At 70.6% G+C, this 11387-nt stretch carries 13 protein-coding genes; 7 read left to right on the top strand and 6 right to left on the bottom strand.

What is annotated here, in order from left to right; all coding sequences use genetic code 11:
* Positions 1-13 precede the first annotated feature (13 nt).
* Positions 14-1411 carry a DUF6421 family protein gene (locus OG623_RS32390; RefSeq protein ID WP_406151155.1) on the bottom strand — a complete coding sequence of 466 codons (1398 nt, stop codon included), beginning with the start codon at positions 1409-1411 and terminating at the stop codon, positions 14-16.
* A gap of 280 nt (positions 1412-1691) precedes the next feature.
* Between OG623_RS32390 and OG623_RS32385 the strand changes: the two genes are divergently transcribed.
* On the top strand, positions 1692-2342 hold the full coding sequence (locus OG623_RS32385) for a glycerophosphodiester phosphodiesterase (RefSeq protein ID WP_406151154.1): 651 nt from the start codon (positions 1692-1694) through the stop codon (positions 2340-2342).
* A 31-nt stretch (positions 2343-2373) separates the two neighbouring features.
* Here the strand turns inward: OG623_RS32385 and OG623_RS32380 are convergent, their stop codons facing one another.
* Entirely contained in the window at positions 2374-2922 is a 549-nt protein-coding gene (locus OG623_RS32380; protein ID WP_406151153.1) for a GNAT family N-acetyltransferase, read from the bottom strand.
* A gap of 189 nt (positions 2923-3111) precedes the next feature.
* On the opposite strand from OG623_RS32380, the gene OG623_RS32375 reads away from it, so the two are divergent.
* The 5 genes from OG623_RS32375 (at position 3112) to OG623_RS32355 (ending at position 6524) form a co-directional block, all read left to right on the top strand.
* The gene (locus OG623_RS32375; RefSeq protein WP_406151152.1) at positions 3112-3744 is read left to right on the top strand and encodes a DUF5134 domain-containing protein; all 633 of its coding nucleotides are present in this window, start codon (positions 3112-3114) and stop codon (positions 3742-3744) included.
* An 87-nt stretch (positions 3745-3831) separates the two neighbouring features.
* Entirely contained in the window at positions 3832-4767 is a 936-nt protein-coding gene (locus OG623_RS32370; RefSeq protein WP_406151151.1) for a M56 family metallopeptidase, read from the top strand.
* A gap of 49 nt (positions 4768-4816) precedes the next feature.
* Positions 4817-5509, top strand: a complete 693-nt coding sequence (locus tag OG623_RS32365) for a phosphatase PAP2 family protein (RefSeq protein ID WP_406151150.1) — start codon at positions 4817-4819, stop codon at positions 5507-5509.
* 29 nt (positions 5510-5538) lie between these two features.
* On the top strand, positions 5539-6264 hold the full coding sequence (locus OG623_RS32360) for an HAD family hydrolase (RefSeq protein WP_406151149.1): 726 nt from the start codon (positions 5539-5541) through the stop codon (positions 6262-6264).
* An 80-nt stretch (positions 6265-6344) separates the two neighbouring features.
* Entirely contained in the window at positions 6345-6524 is a 180-nt protein-coding gene (locus tag OG623_RS32355) for a hypothetical protein (protein ID WP_406151148.1), read from the top strand.
* Positions 6525-6714: 190 nt separating this feature from the next.
* Here the strand turns inward: OG623_RS32355 and OG623_RS32350 are convergent, their stop codons facing one another.
* A complete protein-coding gene (locus OG623_RS32350) occupies positions 6715-8205 on the bottom strand; it encodes an LVIVD repeat-containing protein (RefSeq protein ID WP_406151147.1) in 1491 nt (496 codons plus the stop codon).
* A 181-nt stretch (positions 8206-8386) separates the two neighbouring features.
* Between OG623_RS32350 and OG623_RS32345 the strand changes: the two genes are divergently transcribed.
* Positions 8387-9040, top strand: coding sequence for a DUF305 domain-containing protein (locus OG623_RS32345; RefSeq protein ID WP_406152103.1), 654 nt, complete (start codon positions 8387-8389; stop codon positions 9038-9040).
* 6 nt (positions 9041-9046) lie between these two features.
* On the opposite strand, the gene OG623_RS32340 is transcribed toward OG623_RS32345, so the two are convergent.
* The 3 genes from OG623_RS32340 to OG623_RS32330 all read right to left on the bottom strand — a co-directional run bounded on the left by OG623_RS32340 (position 9047) and on the right by OG623_RS32330 (position 11326).
* Positions 9047-9394, bottom strand: coding sequence for an ArsR/SmtB family transcription factor (locus OG623_RS32340; protein WP_406151146.1), 348 nt, complete (start codon positions 9392-9394; stop codon positions 9047-9049).
* A gap of 70 nt (positions 9395-9464) precedes the next feature.
* Complete coding sequence (locus OG623_RS32335) at positions 9465-10196, bottom strand: class I SAM-dependent methyltransferase (protein ID WP_406151145.1); 732 nt, start codon at positions 10194-10196, stop codon at positions 9465-9467.
* A 29-nt stretch (positions 10197-10225) separates the two neighbouring features.
* Entirely contained in the window at positions 10226-11326 is a 1101-nt protein-coding gene (locus tag OG623_RS32330) for an NADH:flavin oxidoreductase/NADH oxidase (RefSeq protein ID WP_406151144.1), read from the bottom strand.
* Positions 11327-11387: the final 61 nt, after the last annotated feature.

Here is an 11387-nt window from a genome sequence, read left to right as displayed (position 1 = left end):
TCAGAACCCGCGCTCACGCGGCTGCCCGCCCGGCTTCCGCCGCAGTGATTCCCTTGGTCGAGGCAATCACATGCTTCAGCTTCTTCGAGAGCGCCTCATAGAACATGCTCAGGGGAAACTCGTCCGGAAGCACGTCGTCGACCAGCTTCCGCGGCGGTTGGTTCAGGTCCAGGGCGTCGGGGCCCTTGGCCCAGCGGGACCCCGGGTGGGGTGCGAGATAGGTCGCGACCAGGTCGTACGCCTTGAACCAGTGCACGAGCTTGGGACGGTCGATGCCCTCGCGGTAGAGGGTCTCGATCTCACCGCAGAGCTGGTTCGTGACCTGCGGTGCGCGGGCCCAGTCGATCTTGAGCGTGTTGTCGGTCCAGCGGACCACGTCGTGCTTGTGGAGGTAGGCGAAGAGCAGCTGACCGCCGAGGCCGTCGTAGTTGCGTACGCGCTCGCCGGTGACGGGGAAGCGGAACATCCGGTCGAAGAGCACCGCGAACTGGACGTCGCGGCCCTGGCCGAAGCCGTCGGCCTCCAGCTTCACCGCCTCCCGGAAGGCGGTGAGGTCGCAGCGCAGCTCCTCGAGCCCGTACATCCAGAACGGCTGGCGCTGCTTGATCATGAAAGGGTCGAACGGAAGGTCGCCGTGGCTGTGGGTGCGGTCGTGGACCATGTCCCAGAGCACGAAGGCCTGCTCGCAGCGCTTCTGGTCGCCGAGCATCTCGCGGATGTCCTCGGGCAGTTCGACGCTCAGCAGATCGACGGCGGCCTCGGTCACGCGGCGGAAGCGGGCGGCCTCACGGTCGCAGAAGATGCCGCCCCAGCTGAAGCGCTCAGGCGCCTCGCGTACGGCGATGGTCTCGGGGAAGAGCACGGCGGAGTTGGTGTCGTAGCCCGAGGTGAAGTCCTCGAAGGTGATCCCGCAGAACATCGGGTTGTCGTAGCGCGTGGCCTCCAGGTCGGCGAGCCACTCGGGCCAGACCATCCGCAGCACGACGGCTTCGAGATTGCGGTCCGGATTGCCGTTCTGCGTGTACATCGCGAAGACGACCAGGTGCTGGAGGCCGTCGGCGCGGCCCCCGGCGGGCTGGAAGGCGAGGAGGGAGTCGAGGAAGTCCGGCACGCCGAAGCCGTCGTCGGCCCAGCGACGCAGGTCGGCGACGAGTGCGCGGTGGTAGGCCTCGTCGTGCGGGAGCAGCGGGGAGAGCTGCTCGACCGCGGTGATCACGCGCTGGACGACGGCTGCGGCGGCTTCCGCGGAGGGGGCCCCGTCCGCGTCGAAGTCGATCGAGCCGTCCTTCGACTGCCAGGGGCGGAACTCCTCCACGGCACTCTTGAGCGTCGGCCAAGCCGGGTGCTCCACAACCCGCTGGGCAGAAGCTATCTCGTCGGTGGCGGCGGCATGCTCAAGAATTTCCGTCATAACACTTCCTTCACGGGAGAACCTCGCGTCAACCCACCGTATCCATGTGCGGTTCCCTGGGACAAGTCGAGGGCAGAAAATTATCCTGTCGATCCCCAGGTTCACCGCTATTTTTCCTGCCATGCGTCGGCTCGACAACTTCTTCCGCCGGACTGTCCGGGCAGGGGCCGTCCTGTGTGCGAGAACTGCTTGTCTGGGGGTAGGAACCGCACGCGGGGCGGACACGACGGACGGAAGCGGGAGTGCCTTGACTTTTCTCACCATCGGTCATCGCGGGGTCATGGGAGTCGAGCCGGAGAACACGCTGCGCTCCTTCGCGCACGCGGAACAGGCCGGTATGGACGCCGTCGAGCTGGATCTCCATCTGAGCAAGGACGGCGCGCTCGCGGTGATGCACGACGCCGCCGTGGACCGCACGACCGACGGGCGTGGGCTGATCGCCGACAAGACGCTGGCGGAGCTCCGTGAGCTCGACGCGGGTCTTGGCGAGCGGGTGCCCGTCTTCGAGGAGGTGCTCGACGCGATCGGCTCGCCCCTCCAGGCCGAGATCAAGGACGTGGCGGCGGCGAGGGCGCTGGCCGACGTGATGCTGCGGCGCGACCTGGCCGCTCGCGTCGAGGTGTCCTCGTTCCACGACGAGGCGGTCGCCGAGATCGCCCAGCTGGTCCCCGGCGTGCGCACGGTGCTCATCGCCAGCCGCTGGGAGAGCGATGTGGTGGACCGGGCGAAGGCGGTGGGGGCGGCGACCCTCGCCCTGAACATCCGCCGCCTCACCCTGGAGGTGGTCGAGCAGGCGCACGCGGAGGGTCTGAAGGTGATCGGCTGGGTGGTCAACACCCCCGACCATCTGCGTCTGGTCCGCGCGCTCGGTCTCGACGGTGCGACGACCGACCATCCGGAGATCCGGCGGGCCGGCCGCTTCACCGCCTGAGGCGTCCGCCGGTGCGGGCGGGCGCCCCGCGCTACAGCTCCTTGACCAGGAGCTCGAACGCGAGATCGTCGCGCTGCGGGATGCCGAAGCGCTCGTCGCCGTACGGGAAGGGCGTGAGCTCTCCCGTACGGCGGTAGCCCCGGCGCTCGTACCAGGCGATCAGGTCCTCACGGACCGAGATCACCGTCATGTGCATCTCCTTGACGCCCCAGTCGTCGCGCGCCGTGCGCTCCGCCTCGGCGATGATCACCTTGCCCAGGCCCGCGCCCTGCAGCTCGGGCCTGACCGCGAACATGCCGAAGTACGCGGCCTCTCCGCGGTGTTCGAGCTGGCAGCAGGCGACAGGACCGCCGTCCCGCTCGGCGATGAGGACGCGGCCCGTGGGGACGGCGAGCACCTCGCGCACCCCGTCGGCGTCGGTGCGCTGCCCCTGGAGGATGTCCGCCTCGGTGGTCCAGCCGACCCGGCTCGCGTCGCCGCGGTAGGCGGACTCGACGAGTCTCACCAGGGCCTGCACGTCGTCGCCTGTCCCGTCGCGGAAGGTGAGTTCTGCCGGTGCCGTGGCCGGTGCGCTGTCCATGTCGCTCTTCTCCGCCGGTGTGCTGCCGAGGTGGTCCTCCCGAGACTAACCCGGCCGCGACCGCCCCTCGCAGGCCCCTGACGCGCTCCCCGGTACACCGATGCGCCCCGGTAGCGGCGGCCGGACCGGGGCATCGATGGGACGACACCGGCGTGATGCGCCACAGGGCGCCACAGGGGGAGGTGCACCGTGCACGGACCGGCACTGTCCGGCTGGTTGCTCATGGTGCTGTGCGGGGCCACCGGGGCGTACTGCCTGCTGCGCACCCGCACGGGCACCGCGCGTGAGCGCGCCTCGGCGCGTGCCGAGGCGCTGATGGGCTTCGGGATGGCCGCCATGGCGGTGCCCGCGGCCCTGCTCACGCTCCCGGAGTGGATGTGGGTGGTGTACGCGGTGGTGTTCGGCGCCGCCGCGCTGCGCGCGGTCGGGTTCGCGAGGGCGGGCGGCCATCATCTGCACCATCTGGTCGGCTCGCTGGCCATGGTCTACATGGCCGTGGCCATGGCGCCGGGCGCCGCCCACGCCACGGGCGGCGGGCACGCGGGCCATGGCACGGGGGCGGCCGGGTCCGCGGGTGGTGTCCCCTTGCTGACGGGTGCGCTCCTGGTCTACTACGCGCTCTACGTCCTGCACTCGGCGGGACGGTTGATACCGGCGCCCGCTCCCGTCGGCGTACCGGACGGCGGCGGCGGGAGTCCGCGCGGGAGCGCAGGCGTGGGCGGCGGGACGGCGGCTCCGGCCTGGGGCGCGCGCCCGGAGCTGGCTCTGGCGTGCAGACTGACCATGGGCATAGGCATGTTCGCCATGCTTCTCACCCTGTGAGACGCTCGGCCCCGCTCCCCGTGTCGTACGTCACTTGGCGTGCGCGGCCATACCCGTGGGTCCCACGGCCCTCATAGTCTGACGTCCATGGTCGTCTCCCTCGCTCTGCTGCTGCTCGGTGTGCTGGCCGCCGCCGTGGCCCCGGGCCTGATGGCAAGGGCCCGGTGGCCCGAGCGTGAGCCGGTCGTGGCGCTGTGGGTCTGGCAGTGCGTGGTGGCGGGCGTCCTGTTGTCGTTCGGGCTCTCCATGACCTTCAGCGCGGCCGCCGCCTGGCAGATGGTCCGCGGTCATGTCTTCGCCCCCGCCCCGCGCGGCGTGGTCGAGGCGTACGCCCTGGGCGCGTACGGGCCGTGGTCGGCGGTCATGGCGGTGTTGCTGGCGCTCGGCGGGGTGTGGACGGCCGCCATGCTCGTACGGGAGATCCACCGCGCCCGGGCCCGCCGCAGGCGCCGCCGCGCCGAACTTCTGGTCCGTTCCCCTCTGCTGCCGGGTGAGGAACCCGGCGCCGGACGCCTCGTGGTGCTGGAGGGGGAGCGGCCCGACGCATGGTGGCTGCCGGGCACGGCTCCTCAACTGGTCATCACCACGGCGGCCCTCGCCCGGCTGAAGGGGCGCCGGCTGGACGCGGTGCTGGCCCACGAGCAGGGGCACGCACAGGCCCGTCACGACTGGCTCCTGCACTGCTCGGGCGCACTGGCGACCGGGTTCCCCCAGGTGCCGGTCTTCGCCGCGTTCCGCGACGAGATGCACCGCCTGGTCGAACTGGCGGCTGACGACGTGGCGTCACGGCGCTTCGGGCGCCTGACGATCGCGCTCGCACTGGTGGAACTCAACGAGGACCGCGGGGTGTTCGGACCCGCTCCGGCCTCCGGGGCCCAGGTGCCGCTCAGGGTGGACCGCCTGCTCTCACCCATGGAGCGGCTCACCGCGGGACGTCGGCTGCGGCTGACGGCCGCCGCCGCCCTGGTGCCCGTCGTCCCGCTGCTCGTGGCCTTCGTGCCGGGGCTCAGCGCGCTGGGGTGACCCGCCGGGGTGGCTCCCCCGCGCGGGATCGTGCACGAGGATCGTTCCCATGCACTCCCCTCCCCGCCCCCTGCGCACCCGGGCGCTCCTGACCGCCGGCCTGGTCTGCGTCTCGCTGTCCGCCGTTCTGCTCGTGCTGGTCGCGGTGCGCTGGTCGCCCTTGATGTCCCTGGACACCACGGTGGCTCAGGCGCTGCACCGCCGGGCGGTGTCCGGGCCCGGGCTCGTCCGGGTCAGCCGGGTCCTGTCGGACCGGGTCTGGGACCCCTGGGCCATGCGTGCGCTGACCGCCGTCGTCGTGGCCTTCCTGTGGTGGCGCGGCTCCCGGCTGCTCGCGGGGTGGGTCGCCGCGACCTCCCTGCTGGCCACGCTCGTGCAGCAGGGCCTGAAGGCGGCCGTGGGCCGGGAACGCCCGCGATGGCCCGATCCGGTGGCCTCGGCGCAGTACGCGGCCTTCCCCTCGGGCCATGTCATGACCGCGGTGGTGACCTGCGGCCTGCTCCTGTGGCTGCTGCGTCTGCACGGCGCACGGTCATCCGTGTGGTGGGGCTCACTGGCACTCGCCGTGATCTCGGTCGCCGGCGTGTCCCTCACCCGCGTCCACCTGGGGGTGCACTGGCTGAGCGACGTCCTGGGCGGAGCGCTGCTGGGCGGCGCCGTGGCCGCGTTCTCCGCGGCCGGGTACACCACGTACGCCCACCGCTCCCGGCCGACGGCCGACGGCAGGGCAAGCCCGTTGTAGAAGGCCCCGGCGGCGGCGAGGATCGGGGCATGCAGATCAAGGGCGTACTTTTCGACTTCTCCGGGACCCTCTTCCATATCGAGTCCGTCGAGGCGTGGCTGCGTGCCGTCCTGGACGACCGGGGCACCGCCGTGGAGCGGGCCGAGTTCGAGCACTGGACGCGTGGGCTGACCGACGCCGGGGCGCTGCCCGGGGGCCCGGCGCCGGTGCGGATCCCGGCGTCGCTGTCCGCCGCGTGGGCCGGTCGCGACCGTAGCGCGCGCACGCACAGGGAGGCGTACACCGGACTGGCCCGTCAGGTGGATCTCCCAGACCCTGGCCTGTACGACGCGTTGTACGAGCGCCATATGAGCCCTGCCGCCTGGCGGCCGTACCCCGATGCGGCGGAGGTGCTGCGCGGGCTGCGCCGCAACGGCGTCCGCGTCGGGATCGTCAGCAACATCGGCTGGGATCTGCGCCCTGTCTTCCGCGCACACGGCCTGGACGAGCTTGTCGACCTCTACGTCCTGTCCTACGAACACGGCGTGCAGAAGCCCGATCCGAGCCTCTTCCGCACCGCGTGCTCGCGGCTGGGGTGTGATGCGGCGGATGTGGTCATGGTCGGGGACGACCGCCACGCGGACGCAGGCGCGGCCGATGTGGGCTGCGAGGTGCGTTTCGTGGACCATCTGCCGGTGGCGGAGCGGCCGGACGGGCTCCGGGCGCTCGGGCTCCTGGAACCCACCGGGGAGGCACCGCCGACGCGTCGCTCGTGAAGGATTCCGGGAGACGGTGTGAGGGATATCCCTGTCACCGGAGGGGTCCGAAGGCCCGTCGGGGGTTTAGCTTGGTGGACATGTCCCCGTATCCGAACCCGTCCGCCACCGTGCGCCCCGCCTCCGTGGTCAATGAAGAGATCCGCACCCTGTGGCAGCGCTCGGGCGGACTGCTGTCGCCTGACGAGGAGACGGAGTACCAGCGCCTGCTGGTGGAGTGGGCCACGGCGGCGGGTACGAGCGCGCGTCCGGCCGCCTGAGGCTTCGGGCGGGGCCCCGCCCGTCTGATTCCGGCGATCCCCCGCATCGCCGGAATCAGGGGTTACAGCATGTCCCCGCGCCGTGCACGGGTCAATGAGATAAACGTGCCCCGCCGGGCGGAGAGCGTCCGGCGGGGCACTGTCTTTCACCTGCGGGAGAGACTGCCGCTGTGCGGCCGTCGTACGGCCGTCAGCGGCCGAAGTACTCCGGCTGCGTCTGCACGTTGAGCTCGGGCAGCCGCACCTTCTTCGCCGGGTCGGTCCTCCGGTCGTCGAGCTTCAGGACGTCGAAGCCCTTCTCGATGTCGTTGGAGTAGATGTAGCCGTTGTAGTAGTACGCCGACCACGGGCCGGCCGTGGTGACCTCGTCGAGGGTGACAGGGCCGCGCTCGAAGTACGCGATCTCCTTGGGCTTCGAGGAGTTGGTGAAGTCCCACACGGAGACCCCGCCCTGGTACCAGGCCTGGACCATCAGGTCACGGCCCTTGACCGGGATCAGCGAGCCGTTGTGCGCGACACAGACCTCGGTGTCGGCCTGCGGGCGGTCGATCTTGAAGTAGGAGCGGAAGACCAGCTTGCGGTGGTCGCCCTTGCCGGTGATGTCGTAGATGCCGTCGGCACCGTGGTCGGGGCCGATCTCGTCGTTGCAGGTGGCCGCGCCACCGCCACCGAGCTCATCGGTGAAGACGACCTTGTCGGCCGTCTGGTTGAAGGTCGCGGAGTGCCAGAACGAGAAGTTCACGTTGTCCTGGATGCGGTCGATGATCTTCGGGTTCTCCGGGTCCTTGATGGAGAACAGCAGACCGTCGCCCATGCACGCCCCGGCCGCCAGGTCCTTCGAGGGCAGCACGGTGATGTCGTGGCAGCCGGTGGTCTCGGAGACGCCCGGGTTGGTCGGCGCACCCGGGTTGCCCCCGTCGGGGAAGAGCACCGGGAAGTTCACGATCCGGGACTTCTCGGGCGCGCTGCGCGGCACCTTGATGACGGAGATCCCGTCGTGCGGGGGCTGGCAGTCGGGGAAGGTCTCGTTCGGCGCGTACGAGGAGACGTACACGTAGACGTTCTTGCGCTCGGGAACGATCGTGTGGGTGTGCGACCCGCACGCGGTCTCGACGGCGGCGACGTACTTCGGGTGGCGCTTGTCGCTGATGTCGAAGACCTTCATGCCCTCCCAGGAGGACTTCTCCGTGGCGGGCTGCGTCGTGCTCGTGCACGAGTTGTCGCTCCGCGAGGAGTCGGTCGACAGGAAGAGCAGGTTCCCGGAGACCGAGATGTCGTTCTGCGAGCCGGGGCAGAGGACCTGCGCGACGGTCTTCGGCTTCTTCGGGTTCGCGATGTCGAAGATGCGGAAGCCGTCGTAGTTGCCGGCGTAGGCGTACGTGCCCTGGAAGGCCAGGTCCGTGTTGAGCCCCTGCAGCGCGTCCTTGGGGACGTTGACGAGATGCTTGATGTTGTCGCTGTGGACCATCTCGTCCACGCCGGGTATCTCACCGCTCTCGATGGCCGCCCTGGCCTCGGCCTGCTCGCTCGCGGAGACACCGCTTCCGGTGGTGGCTCTGTCGCCCGGGTCCGGTGTCGCGGCCGCGGTTCCGGCCGTGAACAGCGTGGCGATGAGCCCGGCCGCGGCCGCGGCCACGCCCAGACGTCTCCGCCGCACGCTGGTGGTGTGCAACGAGGTCACTGTGTCCTCCCTTGTGTCCGCTCTTCGAAGAACGGTTCATGGACCCCGGCAGTATCGTCCCTCTCATGTACACATCAACAGATGGCAACAGAGACGTAACAGAAGTTTTTGATCACCGGCCGGTGGTAGGTGCTAGGACGGTCTGCAACACATTCATCCGCCAGTGGAGGTCGCCGTGTTGATGCCCCGTCGGACCACACACCCGCGCGCGGCCGCCCTGGCCACCGCGCTCGTGGCCGCCGTGCTCACCCTGAGCGCCTGCGACGGCGACGACGGGGCGAAGGCCGCGTCGGACCAGGGCCCTTCGGTCGTGGCGCCGGGAAAACCCGGTGAGCCCGCCAGGACGCTGTCGGCCGACGAGGCCGTGAAGGAGGCCGGCAACGACACCCCCAACTCCGCCGACTTCGGCTACGCCCGCATGATGATCGAGCATCACGAACAGGCGCTGGTCCTCACCGCCCTGGTCCCCCGGCGGGCGTCCTCCGCTTCGGTCGAACGGCTCGCGAAACGCATCGCGGCATCTCAGAAGCCCGAGATCGGTGCGATGGAAGGCTGGCTGAAAAAGAACGGCGGAGACGAGCGCGAGGAGACCCACGACCACTCCGCCATGCCCGGGATGGCGACCGACCAGCAGATCGAGCGCTTGCGCGGCGTGAAGGGCAAGGCCTTCGACCAGCTGTTCCTCAAGCTGATGATCGCCCATCACCAGGGCGCGGTCACCATGGCCACCGAGGTTCTCGCCGACGGCAACAACGTGCTGATCGAGGAGATGGCCACCGATGTCGTCGCCCAGCAGACCGTGGAGATCAGCCGGATGCGCGGCCTTCTGACCTGACGGGCGTCAGCCCTGGCCGAGGCGCTCGGCCTGCCGGTCCACCCCGGCGAGAACGCTGTCCAGCAGGCCGGGGAAGAGGGCGTCCAGATCCTCCGCCCGTACGCAGCTCAGCTTGGCCGTGCCCCGGTAGAACTGGGTGATGACGCCGTTCTCCCGGAGCACCCTGAAGTGGTGCGTGGTGGTGGACTTGGAGACCGGGAGATCGAAGTGGGAGCAGGCCTGCTCGTCCGTCGCACCCGCCAGCTGGCGCACGATCCGGAGCCTGATCGGGTCGGACAGCGCATGGAGCACGCCCTCGACGCGGATCTCCTCGCGCGAGGGGTGGGCGAGCACGCGAGCGGCGTTCGACGTCACGGTGGCTCCACTTCGTACCGGGGTCTCCATTGTACGAGAGTCGTCGTATTTTGTGCGGACCCGGTGGTGGTCACTGTCCACGGGCCGCCACGACGAGCCGGGCGCGCGGGCTGCCGTCGGGCCTCCGGCCGAACTCCTCCAGGGGCAGCAGCCGTACGGCGAACCCGGTCCGTACGAGGTCGTCCACCACACCGGCCAGCGGGAACGTGCGGTAGTACATGACGAACGGTGGACGCCACAGCGCGTTGCGTGCCCGCATGGCCAGGTCGAAACCGAGCAGCGACCAGTAGGCACGGGAGCCCACCGCGGGCGGCGCGGCCACCGGGAAGACGAACAGGCCGCCGGGGCGCAGCGCCTCGTACACCTGGCCGAACAGTCCGGGGCGCTGGTCCGGCAGGAAATGACCGAACGCCCCGAAGCTCAGGGCCAGGTCGAAGGCGCCCCTGAACGGCAGCGCCAGGGCGTCGGCACGGACCCAGTCCGCGGCAGGGCCGCCCGCGTGCCCGGCGTACGCGGCGCTGGCGACGCCGAGCATGCCGGAGCTGAAGTCGACCCCGGTGACCCGCTCCCGGCAGAGCCTCCGCAGCACCCCGACTCCCGCCCCGGTGCCGCAGCAGACGTCCAGACCCCGGCCGAAGGGCCCGAGGGGCCGCATCGCGTCGGCGACGGCTTCGAGCACCCGGTCCGGGGTCCGGTAGGGCGTCAGGTCGAACTTCGGGGCGAGCAGGTCGTATCCGCGCATGGTCGAGGAGAACGCCTGTACGGCCAGCTCGCGCAGGGTCGGGCCCTCATGAGTGAACATCGCCGCTCAGCGTACCCACGGACAAGGCGTCACACGGCGTAGCCGTACTGTTCGGGCGCTTGCGCGTCGCCGCCGAGCACGCGCGAGGCGTTGCGCGCGAAGTAGGGGTCGCGGAGCAGCTCCCTGCCGAGCAGGACGGCGTCGGCGCCGCCGTCGGCGACGATCTTCTCCGCCTGCACGGGGTCGGTGATCAGGCCGACGGCGGCCACCGCGAGGCCGGTCTCCTTGCGCACCCGCTCGGCGAACGGCACCTGGTAGCCGGGCTCCAGCGGGATGCGCACCTTCGGTGCGAGACCTCCGGTCGAGACGTCCAGCAGGTCGATGCCGTGCGCGAGCAGCTCGCGGGCGAGGCGCACGGTGTCGTCGGCGGTCCAGCCCTCGCGCGGATCGTCCTCGTTCTCGCTCAGCCAGTCGGTGGCGGAGATCCTGAAGAACACCGGGAGCTCGTCGGGCCACACGGCGCGCACGGCGTCCACGACCTCCAGCGCGAAGCGCGCGCGGTTCTCGAAGGAGCCGCCGTAGGAATCGGTGCGGTGGTTGCTGTGCGGGGAGAGGAACTCACCGATCAGATAGCCGTGCGCCCCGTGGATCTCGGCGACCTGGAAGCCGGCGTCGAGCGCCCGGCGGGCGGCGTCGGCGAACTGCCGCACGATCTGCTGGATGGCGTCGACGCTCAGCTCGGTGGGAACCGTGTGGTGCTCGTCGAAGGCGAGCGGGCTCGGGCCGACCGGCGTCCAGCCCTCGGGGGCGTCGGCGGCTATGGGCGCTCCGCCCTGCCAGGGCCGGCCGGTCGACGCCTTGCGCCCTGCGTGGGCGAGCTGGATGCCGGGGACGGTGCCCTGGCCGCTGAGGAAGTCGGTGATGCGCCGGAACGCCTCCACCTGGCGGTCGTTCCAGATGCCGAGGTCCGCGGGGCTGATGCGGCCCTCCGGGCTGACGGCGGTGGCCTCGACGAGGGCGAGCCCGGTGCCGCCGACCGCGCGGGAGGCGTAGTGGGCGAAGTGCCATGCGCCCGGCGCACCCACGTCGGGCCCCGACGCTTCCGCGCTGTACTGGCACATCGGCGCCATCCAGACGCGGTTGGGAACGGTCAGGGACCGCAGGGTGTAGGGCTCGAACAGTGCGCTCACAGGAGGCTCCGAATCCACGGGACGCGAGGGGGTGTGTCATACGAGAATCACCGTACTACGA

It is taken from the genome of Streptomyces sp. NBC_01012 (genome assembly GCF_045162755.1).
Lineage (GTDB): Bacteria > Actinomycetota > Actinomycetes > Streptomycetales > Streptomycetaceae > Streptomyces.
Note: the sequence above shows the minus strand (reverse complement) of the source record. Positions and strands in the feature narration are given on the sequence as shown.

Coding starts and splice junctions, on each gene's coding strand:
- OG623_RS32390 (WP_406151155.1), bottom strand. CDS start 1,411: ATGACGGAAATTCTTGAGCATGCCGCCGCCACCGACGAGATAGCTTCT.
- OG623_RS32385 (WP_406151154.1), top strand. CDS start 1,692: ATGGGAGTCGAGCCGGAGAACACGCTGCGCTCCTTCGCGCACGCGGAA.
- OG623_RS32380 (WP_406151153.1), bottom strand. CDS start 2,922: ATGGACAGCGCACCGGCCACGGCACCGGCAGAACTCACCTTCCGCGAC.
- OG623_RS32370 (WP_406151151.1), top strand. CDS start 3,832: ATGGTCGTCTCCCTCGCTCTGCTGCTGCTCGGTGTGCTGGCCGCCGCC.
- OG623_RS32365 (WP_406151150.1), top strand. CDS start 4,817: ATGCACTCCCCTCCCCGCCCCCTGCGCACCCGGGCGCTCCTGACCGCC.
- OG623_RS32360 (WP_406151149.1), top strand. CDS start 5,539: ATGCAGATCAAGGGCGTACTTTTCGACTTCTCCGGGACCCTCTTCCAT.
- OG623_RS32355 (WP_406151148.1), top strand. CDS start 6,345: ATGTCCCCGTATCCGAACCCGTCCGCCACCGTGCGCCCCGCCTCCGTG.
- OG623_RS32345 (WP_406152103.1), top strand. CDS start 8,387: ATGCCCCGTCGGACCACACACCCGCGCGCGGCCGCCCTGGCCACCGCG.
- OG623_RS32335 (WP_406151145.1), bottom strand. CDS start 10,196: ATGTTCACTCATGAGGGCCCGACCCTGCGCGAGCTGGCCGTACAGGCG.